This window comes from Vibrio tarriae (genome assembly GCF_002216685.1).
Lineage (GTDB): Bacteria > Pseudomonadota > Gammaproteobacteria > Enterobacterales > Vibrionaceae > Vibrio > Vibrio tarriae.
On the sequence record NZ_CP022353.1, the window covers coordinates 2,543,631 to 2,558,034 of the forward strand.

The window sequence follows — 14,404 nt, forward strand, 5'->3', positions numbered from 1 at the left end:
CTGATAAGTGACCCAAACTGTCCGCCTTTCAGGTTAAAAAGGGCGAGGACAGTGACTAATCGCTGTTTACTGTAGTGTGAATTCATTGCGTTGAAATGAACTCATTTGCATGAATATGGAACGCTTAAACAGCGGGAAAATTCGTCCATACCCTACAGCGCAAAAAGGCCGGTGGTTATTAAACCACCAGCCATTAGCCTTTCGGCTAAGAAATTAAGTAGGAATTACTTAACTTCAACAGTTGCACCAGCTTCTTCAAGCTCTTTCTTCAGTGCTTCTGCTTCTTCTTTAGATACCGCTTCTTTAACAGCAGCTGGAGCGCCGTCTACAAGAGCTTTAGCTTCTTTCAGACCTAGACCAGTTGCGCCACGTACTGCTTTGATAACAGCAACTTTGTTCGCGCCTGCAGCAGACAGAATTACGTTGAATTCAGTTTGCTCTTCAACAGCAGCAGCAGCAGCTGGACCAGCAACAACTGCAGCAGCAGCAGAAACACCGAACTTCTCTTCCATAGCAGAGATCAGTTCAACAACTTGCATTACAGACATTTCTGCAATAGCGTCTAGGATTTGCTCGTTAGTAATAGACATAACAATTCTCTTTTAAGTCAACAATAAGTTTATTTAGCAACCAGTAAAAAGCAAAAGCAGTTTTGCTTATGCAGCTTCTTTTTGATCGCGGACAGCAGCGATTGTACGAACCAGCTTGCCAGCAGAAGCTTCTTTCATGCACATCATCAGGCGTGCAATCGCTTCGTTGTAAGTTGGTAGTGTCGCTAGTACTTCAGGGTCAGTCAGTACACCTTCAAATGCAGCTGCTTTGATCTCGAATGCTTTGTTCTCTTTAGCGAAGTCTTTGAAAAGACGCGCTGCAGCACCTGGGTGCTCGTTAGAGAAGCCGATCAAAGTAGGGCCTACGAATACGTCTTTCAGACATTCGTAAGCTGTGCCTTCTACTGCGCGACGTGCCAGTGTGTTACGAACAACTTTCAGGTAAACGCCCGCTTCACGAGCTTGTTTACGCAGATTAGTCATCGCAGCAACTTGAACACCACGAGAGTCAGCAACAACTGCAGAAAGTGCACCACTGGCCGCTTCGTTGACTTCAGCAACAATTGCTTTTTTGTCTTGAAGATTTAAAGCCATCTTGGATTAACTCCTGGTTGTCGTTACACCGCTCACTATTATCAACAACAGTGAGAGCTTTTTTGGTGCAGTCCCAGAAGAAAGGTAACTTAAAAAGTAGATCTTTCTGTCAGTTCGGGCACCATCTACGTAGGTTTTATTAAGTTATCCGAGGATAACGCCTACGGTCTTGGACGGAGACTGGGTTTTCACCACGAGGTAAAAGTTCAGCCCCAACCACAAATATTAGGCGCAGAATTATACACAAATTCTGCGCCTAAGCAAATGCATTAAACTTGTGCGCTCAGAGTATTCTGATCGACAGCAACGCCAGCACCCATAGTAGTAGAGATGCTTACCTTCTTCACGAAAACGCCTTTCGCAGAAGATGGTTTTGCTTTCTTCAGAGCAACCAGCAGAGCTTCTAAGTTCTCTTTCAGTTGGTCTGCTTCGAACGTCACCTTACCGATAGTGGTATGGATGATACCGTTCTTGTCGTTACGGTAACGAACCTGACCTGCTTTAGCGTTCTTAACCGCTTCAGCAACGTTAGGAGTTACAGTACCAACTTTCGGGTTTGGCATCAGACCACGTGGACCTAGGATAGTACCTAGTTGACCAACAACGCGCATTGCATCTGGAGATGCGATAACTACGTCGAAGTTCATTTCGCCTTTTTTCACGAGATCAGCCAGATCTTCCATACCAACCAGTTCTGCACCAGCTGCTTTAGCTGCTTCAGCGTTAGCACCTTGAGTGAATACCGCTACGCGGATGTCACGGCCAGTACCGTGTGGCAGTACCGTTGCGCCACGAACGTTTTGGTCAGATTTACGAGCATCGATACCCAGGTTAACAGCAACGTCAACTGATTCAACGAATTTCGCAGTTGCCAGCTCTTTCAGCAGAGCAACAGCTTCGTTGATGTCGTACTCTTTAGTTACATCCACTTTTGCGCGGATAGTACGCATACGCTTAGTTAGTTTTGCCATTGTATTAACCCTCAACCACTAGGCCCATTGAGCGAGCAGTACCTGCGATAGAACGCTTCATCGCTTCGATATCAGCACCAGTCATGTCAGCTGCTTTAGTAGCAGCGATTTCTTGGATTTGAGCGTCAGTGATTGTGCCCACTTTAGCAGTGTTAGGACGTGCAGAACCAGACTTGATGCCAGCTGCTTTCTTCAGAAGAACAGATGCTGGTGGAGTCTTAGTTTCGAACGTGAAAGAACGGTCGCTGTACACAGTAATAACTACTGGGATTGGTAGACCTTTCTCTAGAGATTCTGTACGTGCGTTGAACGCTTTACAGAATTCCATGATGTTAACACCGCGTTGACCTAGAGCAGGACCAACTGGTGGACTTGGGTTTGCCATGCCAGCTGCAACTTGCAGCTTTACATAAGCTTCAACTTTCTTAGCCATGATATTTCCTAGATTATGGGTGCAAACGCTAATCGATTGATCAGCTCCCCGGTTTTCATAAAGAACCTGTAAAAAGGCGCGAAATTATAGTCATAATCCACGCCCCAGACAAGCCTAAAGAGATGCTTTTTTAATCAAGCTTTTCCACTTGACCAAATTCGAGTTCAACAGGTGTTGCACGACCAAAGATCGAAACCGACACTTTCAAGCGGCTTTTCTCGTAATCCACCTCTTCAACGGTACCGTTGAAGTCAGCAAATGGACCGTCGTTAACACGCACGACTTCACCCGCTTCAAACATGGTTTTAGGACGTGGTGCTTCGCTGGCTTTCTCAAGACGATTCAGAATCGCATCTGCTTCCTTATCTGTGATAGGAGCAGGGCGATCTGATGTACCACCGATGAATCCCATCACGCGAGGTACGCTACGTACCAAGTGCCAAGATTCATCATTCATGATCATCTGCACTAGCACATAACCTGGGAAGAATTTACGTTCACTTTTGCGGCGTTGGCCAGCGCGCATTTCGACCACTTCTTCTGTTGGTACTAACACTTCACCAAACAGCTCTTCCATACCATGCATTTTGATATGTTCACGAAGTGACTGAGCAACACGTCCTTCAAATCCCGAGAAGGCTTGAACTACATACCAGCGTTTTTTGGGAGCTTCACTCATGTATTAAACCCTCTACTATACTCCGGTCACAAAGGCCACTAGACGAACCATAATGCCGTCAATACCCCAAAGTGCCAGAGCCATTACAATACTTACTGCTAAAACGATCAGTGTGGTTTGCATAGTTTCTTGGCGTGTTGGCCAAACCACTTTGCGAACTTCCATACGAGATTCGCGAGCAAAAACGATCGCTTCTTTGCCTTTTGTTGTTGTCACAGCAACACCAAGTGCTGCAGCAATCAACACAATTACACCTGCGGCGCGAGCTACCACAGACAGTTCACCATACAGGTAATTACCCACAACAGCGGCAACCAGCAGAACAAAAGTGGCTACCCACTTTAGAGTGTCTGCTGCATTTGAGCTATCAGGAGCTTCAGCGTTGTTTGCTTTCATAAACCAACCTGTCACATATCTGACTTCTAGACGACAACGGCCCCGCTGTTGCAGGGCAAATCCATTCGGTCAACGCAATGCGCTGATTCCATACTAAAGAGCGAGAAAATACTCTCTTAACCCTAAATTTTGGCTGCGTTTGATCAAGAAATCGACACATTATTGCGCAGCGCAGAAAAAGGGCATCAAATGATGCCCTTTTTAGTAGTGCTTAGTCAAATAATTAAGCGATGATCTTAGCTACAACACCAGCACCTACAGTACGGCCACCTTCACGGATAGCGAAGCGTAGACCTTCGTCCATCGCGATTGGGGCAATCAGGTCTACAACCATCTTGATGTTGTCGCCTGGCATTACCATTTCTACGCCTTCTGGAAGCTCGATGCTGCCTGTTACGTCAGTTGTACGGAAGTAGAACTGTGGACGGTAACCTTTGAAGAATGGTGTATGACGGCCACCTTCGTCTTTTGACAGTACGTATACTTCTGATTCGAACTTAGTGTGTGGTGTGATTGAACCTGGCTTCGCCAGTACTTGACCACGCTCTACTTCTTCACGCTTAGTACCACGTAGTAGTGCACCTACGTTCTCACCTGCACGACCTTCGTCAAGCAGCTTACGGAACATCTCTACACCTGTACAAGTAGTTTTTACTGTGTCTTTGATACCTACGATCGCAACTTCGTCACCCACTTTCAGGATGCCGCGCTCGATACGACCAGTTACTACTGTACCACGACCTTGGATTGAGAATACGTCTTCGATTGGCATCAGGAATGCCATGTCTACTGCACGCTCTGGCTCTGGAATGTATGAATCCAGTGCTTCTGCTAGCTCAACAATCTTCGCTTCCCACTGTGCTTCGCCGTTTAGCGCGCCTAGTGCTGAACCTTGGATTACTGGCAGGTCATCACCTGGGAAATCGTACTCAGACAGCAGCTCACGAACTTCCATTTCAACCAGCTCTAGAAGCTCTTCATCGTCAACCATGTCACACTTGTTCATGAATACGATGATGTAAGGAATACCTACTTGGCGACCCAGCAGGATGTGCTCACGAGTTTGTGGCATTGGACCGTCAGTTGCCGCTACAACTAGGATACCGCCGTCCATCTGTGCTGCACCGGTGATCATGTTCTTAACATAATCCGCGTGTCCTGGACAGTCTACGTGTGCGTAGTGACGGTTTGGAGTATCGTACTCTACGTGAGAAGTATTGATTGTAATACCACGCTCACGCTCTTCTGGTGCGTTGTCGATTGACGCGAAGTCACGAGCTTTACCGCCATATACTTTTGCAAGTACAGTACAGATAGCTGCAGTTAGAGTTGTTTTACCGTGGTCAACGTGGCCGATAGTACCAACGTTTACGTGCGGTTTCGTACGTTCAAATTTCTCTTTAGACATGAGTTGTCCCTCTAGGTACGGATTTAGGTGGCTTTTGAGATGACCACGCAACCAAAAAATATCGGTAGTAAAGTATATATCAAAAGGAAAACTTTGCTTAGAGGCTTAGAGCTGGTGCTGATAGGCAGAATCGAACTGCCGACCTCATCCTTACCAAGGATGCGCTCTACCATCTGAGCTATATCAGCACTCTAAAATGAGTGGAGCGGGCAGCGGGAATCGAACCCGCATCATCAGCTTGGAAGGCTGAGGTAATAGCCATTATACGATGCCCGCAACACGTAACTCTGAGAGCTATTTCCTTAAGAATATGGTGGAGGGGGACGGATTCGAACCATCGAAGGCGGAGCCGGCAGATTTACAGTCTGCTCCCTTTGGCCACTCGGGAACCCCTCCAAATTTTTGACCATTTTCACTGCTAGTGGAGAAAATGGTGCCGACTACCGGAATCGAACTGGTGACCTACTGATTACAAGTCAGTTGCTCTACCTACTGAGCTAAGTCGGCATAAGTGGTGCGCATTCTAGTGAATGATCTTGGGGGTTGCAACCCTTATCTTGAAAAAAAACTCAATTTTCAAAGGATTTTGCTTGTTCGTTGTTTTTTCAGTCAAATTAGAGCGCAATCGCTAATTCTCGCATCTTTCTATTTTGTTTTATCTTGTGCTTATTGTATTTTCGCTTTCCTTATTCTCAACCGCATGATTGAACCGATTATGAGCCCATATTTAACCTTTGATCGCCAACACTGGGCCCAATTGCGCAACTCAGTACCTATGACGCTCTCTGAAGGCGATCTTAAAGAGTTACAGGGCATCAATGACCATTTATCGATGACCGAAGCGGTTGAAATCTACCTTCCTCTCGCTCGTCTACTGAATTTGTATGTGGCCGCGCGTCAACGTCGTAATGGTGTGCTACATCAGTTTTTGGGTAACACCGAATCAGCACCCCCTTTTGTGATTGGCATTGCGGGCAGCGTTGCCGTCGGAAAAAGTACAACGGCTCGCTTACTGAAAGCTCTCTTATCACGTTGGGAGAATCATCCGAAGGTCGAACTGATCACCACAGACGGCTTCCTATACCCCAATAAGGTACTGACTGAGCGTGGCATTATGCATAAGAAGGGCTTTCCTGAATCTTATGATATTCGCCGTTTGGTGGAATTTGTTTCTGAGGTTAAAGCTGGCCAGCCCAATGTGGCCGCACCCGTTTATTCACATCTCACTTATGATATTACGGATGAAATGAAAGTGGTCGACAGACCGGATGTGCTGATTATTGAAGGTTTGAACGTACTGCAAAGTGGTATGGACTACCCTCATGACCCACACCGCGTGTTTATCTCTGATTTCCTCGATTTTTCGATTTATGTCGATGCCGATAGTCAACTGATAGAAAAGTGGTATATCGAGCGCTTTATGAAATTTCGCCAAGGTGCATTTAAAAAGCCCGGCTCCTATTTCAGCCACTACACTGCACTCACTGAAGCCCAAGCTGAACAGAAGGCGCGTTCCATTTGGGAAACCATCAACGGTAAAAATCTGGTTGAGAACATCTTGCCGACCAAAGGTCGTGCACATTTGATTTTACGCAAGGGCCTTAACCATACGGTAGAAGAAGTTCTGCTCCGTAAATAATGCTCAACAGAAAGAGGCTTACGCCTCTTTTTGGCTTTAATTCTGCTCTAGTCGTTTTTACGTAGGGATATCTCGCCACCAATAAAACTTTTCAAGCCCGCGTCGGTTTCTAATAATACGCCGCCGTGTTCATCAATCCCACGCTCAATACCGCGCACCTCATTCGCCCCCATCAGCAGTTTAACTGGGCGGCCGATGAAGTTATCCCAACGATTCCAACGCTCGACAAAGTTTTGCATGCCTGAAATTTCATACTGGCGTAAGGTACGATCTAAGACAGCAATCAGGTTAATCGCTAAAGCATTACGATCAATCCGATTTTGACCAGTGACTTCCGCAAGGCTTACCCAGGGCTGATCTATAATACCTTCGTTATCACGCATAGTGAGGTTGATCCCCATGCCGATCACTAAATGTGCTGCCGCACCGGCTTGACCAGACATTTCCACTAAAATGCCCGCCAACTTTTTGTCTTGATAATAGAGATCGTTTGGCCATTTGAGTTTAACGCCATCCACTCCCATGGCTTCCAGCGCTTCAACAATGGCCACACCAACGACTAAACTCAGCCCCATCGCGGCGGCCATACCGGCATCTAAACGCCAATAGATCGAGAGATAAAGATTAGCGCCAAATGGAGAAACCCAATGCCGACCACGCCGGCCACGACCACTGGCTTGATATTCTGCTAAACAGACCGTACCCGATGCCAGCGTCTCGACATGATCGAGCAGATATTGATTGGTCGAGCCAATAATCGGATGCAGCTCAACAGGATTATTCACTTGCGATTGGATTACCGATTGATCGAGCAAGCTCATCGCTTGAGCAAGTTGATACCCTTTACCCTGTACACGAAACACATCCACACCCCAGTCGCGGATGCCTTGAATATGCTTACTGATGGCTGCTCGCGTGATCCCAAGCTGAGCACCCAAGACTTCACCGGAGTGAAAATCGCCATCGGCTAACTGTTTGAGTATGGCTAGTTTAGCGCTGTGCTCTTTCATGCTTGCTCACTCATCCATTGCTTTAAATTGGTTTCTTCACTTTCGCCAATAAATCGCACTTCATGTTCAAGTTCAATGCCATAGCAGTTGAACACGCGCTGCTGAATATCAGCCGCCAGCATGAGTACATCTTGCGCACTCGCGTCACCCGTATTAACGATCACCAGAGCTTGTTTAGGGTGAACTTTCGCTCCTCCGATTTGGTGACCTTTCAAACCCGCTTGATCAATCAACCATCCGGCCGCCACCTTGACCCCTTGTTCAGCCGGATATGCCACCACATCAGGATGCTCAATTTGCAGTCGAGCAAAGGCTTGCCGACTGATCACAGGGTTTTTAAAGAAACTGCCCGCATTCCCCATCACAGCAGGATCAGGCAGTTTTTCCATTCGCGTAGCACAAACTCTCTGATACACATCATGAATAGCACAGTCCGAGGACAAATCTTTCAGTGGACCGTACTGGATAATCGGCTGCCAAGCTTTAGCGAATTTTAACCCCACAGCCGTCACGACCGCTTTTTGATAAAGCTGATGTTTGAAAATGGAGTCACGGTACCCAAATTGGCACTCTTCCACCGTCAAACGCTTCACTGTGCCAGTCTCTAGGCATAAGTAATCGACGTAATCACAGACATCTTTAAACTCAACGCCATACGCGCCAATATTTTGGATTGGTGCAGAGCCAGCACAACCAGGGATCAAAGCAAGATTCTCTAAACCGCCAATCCGCTGCTCCACACACCAACTTACCAGTGAAGGCCAATCTTCACCACCGGCCACATGCAGCCGATGGTAATCATCATCTTGTTGATGCTCTATACCATTGAGGCGATTAATCACTACCATACCGGTATAGTGACAAGTAAAAAGCATATTACTGCCTTTGCCTATAATAAGCTTAGGTAGGCTAGCCCATTCAGCAGAGCAATAGAGCGCCTTAAGATCGTCAATCGATTCCGCCACGACCAATTGAGCAGCTGACTGTTCAATACCAAAGGTGTGGTAGGGTTTGAGGTTCGCACCGAGTTGAATTTGCATGGTCGTCTTTGGATAACTTAAACTGGCCATATTCTACCTCAGATGGCCGACAAGCACGAAAGACCAATGTTAGAGTTTCAGCAATTTGACCCCATTAAGCTCCCGCTTATCAAACGCTTTTATAAAAACCACTATCCGGGGAGCAAACCCAAAAGTGATGAACAGGTGATTGTTGCTCTCAAGGATCGTGAGATTGTGGGCGTGGTACGTTTTCGTATGATTGGTCAATATCGCCTACTGACTGGCATGGCAGTGGAAACCCAGAGCCGTCAACAAGGGATTGGAAAGCAACTGCTCGACTACTGCCAAAAGCAATGGCTCAATCCAGCAACCTTTTGTTTTGCTTATACCCATCTCGAACATTTCTATCAGCAAGGCCATTTTATTCAAATTGCACCTCATGCTTTACCCGCCGAGCTCCATATACTCTTTGAGCGTTACTCGAGATCTGGTAAGGATCTCATTCCGATGCAATATCAAGCGAAGTAATGTCAAGAATGGTCGCCATTTCTAGCCTTTTCTTAACCAGTTTTGGTAATATCCACTGCTCGCAATTTTGCACACAACAAGGTAATGCATCCCAATGATTGCTCGAAGAAACCCAATCGAACAACTACCAGCGATTGCGCAAGATCCTGACAAATTTGGCGTACTGCTCTCGGCTGCAGAATTTCGAACTCATTTGGTTGAATCGATTCGTCAGGCACGCAAACGTATCTACCTCGTTGCACTTTATTTAGAAAATGACGATGCTGGCCGTGAAATTCTTACTGAACTCTATGCCGCCAAGCAGCGTAACCCAGGACTCGAGATACATATTTGTGTTGACTGGCACCGTGCTCAGCGTGGCTTGATCGGTGCAGCAGAATCCGAAGGCAACGCCGCCATGTATCGTGACTTTGCTCAGCAACATGAACACTGTATTCCTGTCTATGGCATACCTGTTCGAGGCAGGGAAGTCTTTGGCGTTCTGCATCTAAAAGGCTTCATTATTGATGATCAAGTGATCTATAGCGGTGCGAGCCTCAATAATGTCTATCTCCAATTTCATGGTCGCTATCGTTTTGATCGCTACCATACCTTAGAAAATGCTGAACTTGCCGACAGCATGGTGCATTTTATCCAACAAGAAATGCTGGCTCACCCAGCCGTCAATAATCTCGCTTGCGGTAGCAAGCCCACCACAAAAGAGATTAAGTCTGATATCCGCCAATTCCGAGCTTCACTTGCTCAAGCCAATTATCAATTTTCCGAACAGAAAGTGAATGAAAGCCAAGTCGCTGTCACACCCTTGGTTGGGCTTGGTCGACGTAGAAATCGACTGAACCAAAGCATTATCCATCTGTTAGCCTCTGCTAAAGATGAAGTGTTTATCTGCACGCCATATTTTAACTTCCCACCTAGCATCGCTAAAGAGGTGAAAAAGGCTCTGCGGCGTGGCGTGAAAGTGCATATCGTGATTGGTGATAAAACCGCGAATGATTTCTACATTGCACCAGAAGAGCCATTCAAGACCATTGGTGGCTTACCTTACTTGTATGAACTTAATCTGCGCCGCTTTGCAAAAGCCAATGAAGCGCATATTGCCAGCCGCAAGCTCTCAATCCATCTCTGGAAGCATGAGAATCATAGCTACCACCTCAAAGGAATTTGGGTTGATAAACGCTATATGCTCATCACAGGAAATAACCTCAATCCACGCGCTTGGAAGCTCGACCTCGAAAACGCGATTTTAATTCGTGATGATTACCATCACCTCACCGCCAAATTTGAAGCCGAAATTGACAATATTTTGCAGCATACCCAGCTAATCTGCACTTATAAACAAATTGAAAAACCCGAGCACTACCCAGAAAAAGTACAACGCTTAGTACGCCGAATCATGCGTCTTAAAGCCGATCGTGTCCTCAAACAAATCTTATAATCAAGTCTAACGCTACCAGCCGATGCACCCGCATCGGCTTTTTTATTGCTCTATAGCCATCCGAACCGACTATGCACTGACTGAGGCTTTATTGAGAAATTCCGATGGATAATCTCAACGATAAAGTGGATAAAGCACACTCGTTGGATAAACGCAAAAAGACGCAAAGACAAAAAGAGAGCAGTAAGAAGAGTTGGACAGTTTGGGATAATTCAACATCGCAGAGGATGAATACTGGGATAGGCGATAAGCGGTGATTAAAATCTGGCTTTCAATGATTTCCAGAAAGCAAAAAACCCAGTCCTAAGACTGGGTTTCTCAAATAAGTGGCGGAGCGGACGGGACTCGAACCCGCGACCCCCGGCGTGACAGGCCGGTATTCTAACCGACTGAACTACCGCTCCGCTGTCTGGTTAGACGTTTCGTCTACTTTTTTTTGCCTTTAGATTTTTCTTAAAATCTAAAAACAACAAGTTAAAGCCTGGCGATGTTCTACTCTCACATGGGGAGACCCCACACTACCATCGACGCTGTTTCGTTTCACTTCTGAGTTCGGGATGGGATCAGGTGGGTCCAAAACGCTATGGCCGCCAAGCAAAATTCTGTTTTTGATTTCACTTTTTCTTAAAAAGTGATAACCAACAATTCTGGAAAGCTGTCTTCGTTCTCAACACATTCTTATGCGCTTAACTTTGAGTCCACTACAAAACCCCTTGGGTGTTGTATGGTTAAGCCTCACGGGCAATTAGTACAGGTTAGCTCAACGCCTCACAACGCTTACACACCCTGCCTATCAACGTTCTAGTCTCGAACAACCCTTTAGGACGGTTAAACCGTCAGGGAAGACTCATCTCAGGGCTCGCTTCGCGCTTAGATGCTTTCAGCGCTTATCAATTCCGAACTTAGCTACCGGGCAATGCGTCTGGCGACACAACCCGAACACCAGAGGTTCGTCCACTCCGGTCCTCTCGTACTAGGAGCAGCCCCCTTCAATCTTCCAACGCCCACGGCAGATAGGGACCGAACTGTCTCACGACGTTCTAAACCCAGCTCGCGTACCACTTTAAATGGCGAACAGCCATACCCTTGGGACCGACTTCAGCCCCAGGATGTGATGAGCCGACATCGAGGTGCCAAACACCGCCGTCGATATGAACTCTTGGGCGGTATCAGCCTGTTATCCCCGGAGTACCTTTTATCCGTTGAGCGATGGCCCTTCCATACAGAACCACCGGATCACTATGACCTGCTTTCGCACCTGCTCGAACCGTCATTCTCGCAGTTAAGCGGGCTTATGCCATTGCACTAACCTCACGATGTCCAACCGTGATTAGCCCACCTTCGTGCTCCTCCGTTACTCTTTGGGAGGAGACCGCCCCAGTCAAACTACCCACCAGGCACTGTCCTCAACCCAGATAATGGGTCTAAGTTAGAACATCAAACATACAAGGGTGGTATTTCAAGGACGGCTCCAACGCAACTGGCGTCACGTCTTCATAGCCTCCCACCTATCCTACACATGTAGGTTCAATGTTCAGTGCCAAGCTGTAGTAAAGGTTCACGGGGTCTTTCCGTCTAGCCGCGGGTACACTGCATCTTCACAGCGATTTCAATTTCACTGAGTCTCGGGTGGAGACAGCGTGGCCATCATTACGCCATTCGTGCAGGTCGGAACTTACCCGACAAGGAATTTCGCTACCTTAGGACCGTTATAGTTACGGCCGCCGTTTACCGGGGCTTCGATCAAGAGCTTCGCTTGCGCTAACCCCATCAATTAACCTTCCGGCACCGGGCAGGCGTCACACCGTATACGTCATCTTGCGATTTTGCACAGTGCTGTGTTTTTAATAAACAGTTGCAGCCACCTGGTATCTGCGACTCTCGTCAGCTCCATCCGCGAGGGACTTCACCATCAAGAGCGTACCTTCTCCCGAAGTTACGGTACCATTTTGCCTAGTTCCTTCACCCGAGTTCTCTCAAGCGCCTTGGTATTCTCTACCCGACCACCTGTGTCGGTTTGGGGTACGATTCCTGACTATCTGAAGCTTAGAGGCTTTTCCTGGAAGCATGGCATCAATGACTTCACTGCCGTAGCAGCTCGACGTCGTGTCTCAGCCTTAAAGAGAGCCGGATTTACCTAACTCTCAAGCCTACGCACTTGAACCAGGACAACCGTCGCCTGGCCCACCTAGCCTTCTCCGTCCCCCCATCGCAATAGTCAGAAGTACGGGAATATTAACCCGTTTCCCATCGATTACGCCTTTCGGCCTCACCTTAGGGGTCGACTCACCCTGCCCCGATTAACGTTGGACAGGAACCCTTGGTCTTCCGGCGGGGAGGTTTTTCACCCCCCTTGTCGTTACTCATGTCAGCATTCGCACTTCTGATACCTCCAGCAAACCTTACGATTCACCTTCAACGGCTTACAGAACGCTCCCCTACCCAATATCTAAAAGATATTGCCGCAGCTTCGGTGTATTGCTTAGCCCCGTTACATCTTCCGCGCAGGCCGACTCGACTAGTGAGCTATTACGCTTTCTTTAAATGATGGCTGCTTCTAAGCCAACATCCTAGCTGTCTGAGCCTTCCCACATCGTTTCCCACTTAGCAATACTTTGGGACCTTAGCTGGCGGTCTGGGTTGTTTCCCTCTCCACGACGGACGTTAGCACCCGCCGTGTGTCTCCCGGATAGTACTTACTGGTATTCGGAGTTTGCAAAGGGTTGGTAAGTCGGGATGACCCCCTAGCCTTAACAGTGCTCTACCCCCAGTAGTATTCGTCCGAGGCGCTACCTAAATAGCTTTCGGGGAGAACCAGCTATCTCCGAGTTTGATTGGCCTTTCACCCCTAGCCACAAGTCATCCGCTAATTTTTCAACATTAGTCGGTTCGGTCCTCCAGTTGATGTTACTCAACCTTCAACCTGCCCATGGCTAGATCACCCGGTTTCGGGTCTATATCCAGAGACTGAGCGCCCAGTTAAGACTCGCTTTCGCTACGGCTCCCCTATACGGTTAACCTTGCCACTGAATATAAGTCGCTGACCCATTATACAAAAGGTACGCAGTCACACCACGAAGGTGCTCCTACTGCTTGTACGTACACGGTTTCAGGTTCTATTTCACTCCCCTCACAGGGGTTCTTTTCGCCTTTCCCTCACGGTACTGGTTCACTATCGGTCAGTCAGGAGTATTTAGCCTTGGAGGATGGTCCCCCCATATTCAGACAGGATATCACGTGTCCCGCCCTACTCGATTTCACGCTCGATGAAGCGTCGGTTACGGGGCTATCACCCTGTATCGCCAAGCTTTCCAGCTTGTTCACCTACTTCACCGAGCGCTTAAGGGCTAATCCAGGTTCGCTCGCCGCTACTACCGGAATCTCGGTTGATTTCTTCTCCTCGGGGTACTTAGATGTTTCAGTTCCCCCGGTTTGCTCTGTTAACCTATGGATTCAGTTAACAGTAACTGCTTATGCAGTTGGGTTTCCCCATTCGGAAATCGCAGACTCAAACGGCTCTTACTGCCTTATCTGCGCTTATCGCAAGTTAGTACGTCCTTCATCGCCTCTGACTGCCCAGGCATCCACCGTGTACGCTTAGTCACTTAACCATACAACCCGAAGGAGTTTCGGGTTGTTGTTTAAACAACCTAAGTTGTCTCGCGTTTAATTTACATGAGTGCGAGACAGATTTTGCCGGACTCAAATTTTGAACAAGACCGAAGTCTTATTCGATACCAAGCACACTTGAATGTGTTG

The 14,404-nt window shown here is 47.5% G+C and carries 12 protein-coding genes, 5 tRNA genes and 2 rRNA genes; 3 read left to right on the forward strand and 16 right to left on the reverse strand.

Translation table 11 applies throughout. From position 1 onward, the window contains the following. Window positions 1-224: 224 nt before the first annotated feature. The 11 genes from rplL to CEQ48_RS17450 form a co-directional block, all read right to left on the reverse strand. On the reverse strand, window positions 225-590 hold the full coding sequence (gene rplL, locus CEQ48_RS17400; protein WP_089072083.1) for a 50S ribosomal protein L7/L12: 366 nt from the start codon (window positions 588-590) through the stop codon (window positions 225-227). A gap of 66 nt (window positions 591-656) precedes the next feature. Then, on the reverse strand, window positions 657-1,145 hold the full coding sequence (rplJ, locus tag CEQ48_RS17405; RefSeq protein WP_089072084.1) for a 50S ribosomal protein L10: 489 nt from the start codon (window positions 1,143-1,145) through the stop codon (window positions 657-659). 269 nt (window positions 1,146-1,414) lie between these two features. Beyond that, window positions 1,415-2,116, reverse strand: coding sequence for a 50S ribosomal protein L1 (gene rplA / locus CEQ48_RS17410; RefSeq protein ID WP_001096669.1), 702 nt, complete (start codon window positions 2,114-2,116; stop codon window positions 1,415-1,417). Between the two features lie 4 nt (window positions 2,117-2,120). After that, window positions 2,121-2,549: a 50S ribosomal protein L11 gene (rplK, locus tag CEQ48_RS17415; protein WP_001085796.1), complete on the reverse strand. Its 429-nt coding sequence runs from the start codon at window positions 2,547-2,549 to the stop codon at window positions 2,121-2,123. Between the two features lie 130 nt (window positions 2,550-2,679). Then, the gene (nusG, locus tag CEQ48_RS17420; RefSeq protein WP_001287510.1) at window positions 2,680-3,228 is read right to left on the reverse strand and encodes a transcription termination/antitermination protein NusG; all 549 of its coding nucleotides are present in this window, start codon (window positions 3,226-3,228) and stop codon (window positions 2,680-2,682) included. 15 nt (window positions 3,229-3,243) lie between these two features. Then, window positions 3,244-3,624 carry a preprotein translocase subunit SecE gene (gene secE, locus CEQ48_RS17425; protein WP_089072085.1) on the reverse strand — a complete coding sequence of 127 codons (381 nt, stop codon included), beginning with the start codon at window positions 3,622-3,624 and terminating at the stop codon, window positions 3,244-3,246. Window positions 3,625-3,847: 223 nt separating this feature from the next. Continuing rightward, window positions 3,848-5,032, reverse strand: a complete 1,185-nt coding sequence (gene tuf, locus CEQ48_RS17430) for an elongation factor Tu (protein WP_000031640.1) — start codon at window positions 5,030-5,032, stop codon at window positions 3,848-3,850. A 112-nt stretch (window positions 5,033-5,144) separates the two neighbouring features. Further along, window positions 5,145-5,220, reverse strand: a tRNA-Thr gene (locus CEQ48_RS17435). Window positions 5,221-5,233: 13 nt separating this feature from the next. Beyond that, window positions 5,234-5,308, reverse strand: a tRNA-Gly gene (locus CEQ48_RS17440). Window positions 5,309-5,343: 35 nt separating this feature from the next. Continuing rightward, window positions 5,344-5,428 (reverse strand) — tRNA-Tyr (locus CEQ48_RS17445). A gap of 35 nt (window positions 5,429-5,463) precedes the next feature. Continuing rightward, window positions 5,464-5,539 (reverse strand) — tRNA-Thr (locus CEQ48_RS17450). A 208-nt stretch (window positions 5,540-5,747) separates the two neighbouring features. Between CEQ48_RS17450 and coaA the strand changes: the two genes are divergently transcribed. Further along, on the forward strand, window positions 5,748-6,671 hold the full coding sequence (gene coaA / locus CEQ48_RS17455) for a type I pantothenate kinase (protein ID WP_232477861.1): 924 nt from the start codon (window positions 5,748-5,750) through the stop codon (window positions 6,669-6,671). A gap of 47 nt (window positions 6,672-6,718) precedes the next feature. On the opposite strand, the gene birA is transcribed toward coaA, so the two are convergent. Together birA and murB are read right to left on the reverse strand one after the other, a co-directional pair. Beyond that, on the reverse strand, window positions 6,719-7,681 hold the full coding sequence (gene birA, locus CEQ48_RS17460; RefSeq protein WP_089072087.1) for a bifunctional biotin--[acetyl-CoA-carboxylase] ligase/biotin operon repressor BirA: 963 nt from the start codon (window positions 7,679-7,681) through the stop codon (window positions 6,719-6,721). Further along, a complete protein-coding gene (gene murB / locus CEQ48_RS17465) occupies window positions 7,678-8,751 on the reverse strand; it encodes a UDP-N-acetylmuramate dehydrogenase (protein ID WP_089072088.1) in 1,074 nt (357 codons plus the stop codon). Before murB ends, birA begins: the two co-directional genes overlap by 4 nt. Window positions 8,752-8,787: 36 nt before the next feature. Between murB and CEQ48_RS17470 the strand changes: the two genes are divergently transcribed. After that, window positions 8,788-9,210, forward strand: coding sequence for a GNAT family N-acetyltransferase (locus CEQ48_RS17470; protein ID WP_198301193.1), 423 nt, complete (start codon window positions 8,788-8,790; stop codon window positions 9,208-9,210). 94 nt (window positions 9,211-9,304) lie between these two features. Then, window positions 9,305-10,645: a CDP-diacylglycerol--serine O-phosphatidyltransferase gene (gene pssA, locus CEQ48_RS17475; protein ID WP_089072090.1), complete on the forward strand. Its 1,341-nt coding sequence runs from the start codon at window positions 9,305-9,307 to the stop codon at window positions 10,643-10,645. Window positions 10,646-10,972: 327 nt separating this feature from the next. On the opposite strand, the gene CEQ48_RS17480 is transcribed toward pssA, so the two are convergent. The 3 genes from CEQ48_RS17480 to CEQ48_RS17490 form a co-directional block, all read right to left on the reverse strand. Continuing rightward, window positions 10,973-11,049, reverse strand: a tRNA-Asp gene (locus tag CEQ48_RS17480). A 75-nt stretch (window positions 11,050-11,124) separates the two neighbouring features. Continuing rightward, window positions 11,125-11,240 (reverse strand): 5S ribosomal RNA (gene rrf / locus CEQ48_RS17485). A 129-nt stretch (window positions 11,241-11,369) separates the two neighbouring features. Then, a 23S ribosomal RNA gene (locus CEQ48_RS17490) occupies window positions 11,370-14,256 on the reverse strand. Window positions 14,257-14,404: the final 148 nt, after the last annotated feature.

Coding starts and splice junctions, on each gene's coding strand:
- rplL (WP_089072083.1), bottom strand. CDS start 590: ATGTCTATTACTAACGAGCAAATCCTAGACGCTATTGCAGAAATGTCT.
- rplJ (WP_089072084.1), bottom strand. CDS start 1,145: ATGGCTTTAAATCTTCAAGACAAAAAAGCAATTGTTGCTGAAGTCAAC.
- rplA (WP_001096669.1), bottom strand. CDS start 2,116: ATGGCAAAACTAACTAAGCGTATGCGTACTATCCGCGCAAAAGTGGAT.
- rplK (WP_001085796.1), bottom strand. CDS start 2,549: ATGGCTAAGAAAGTTGAAGCTTATGTAAAGCTGCAAGTTGCAGCTGGC.
- nusG (WP_001287510.1), bottom strand. CDS start 3,228: ATGAGTGAAGCTCCCAAAAAACGCTGGTATGTAGTTCAAGCCTTCTCG.
- secE (WP_089072085.1), bottom strand. CDS start 3,624: ATGAAAGCAAACAACGCTGAAGCTCCTGATAGCTCAAATGCAGCAGAC.
- tuf (WP_000031640.1), bottom strand. CDS start 5,032: ATGTCTAAAGAGAAATTTGAACGTACGAAACCGCACGTAAACGTTGGT.
- coaA (WP_232477861.1), top strand. CDS start 5,748: ATGAGCCCATATTTAACCTTTGATCGCCAACACTGGGCCCAATTGCGC.
- birA (WP_089072087.1), bottom strand. CDS start 7,681: ATGAAAGAGCACAGCGCTAAACTAGCCATACTCAAACAGTTAGCCGAT.
- murB (WP_089072088.1), bottom strand. CDS start 8,751: ATGGCCAGTTTAAGTTATCCAAAGACGACCATGCAAATTCAACTCGGT.
- CEQ48_RS17470 (WP_198301193.1), top strand. CDS start 8,788: ATGTTAGAGTTTCAGCAATTTGACCCCATTAAGCTCCCGCTTATCAAA.
- pssA (WP_089072090.1), top strand. CDS start 9,305: ATGATTGCTCGAAGAAACCCAATCGAACAACTACCAGCGATTGCGCAA.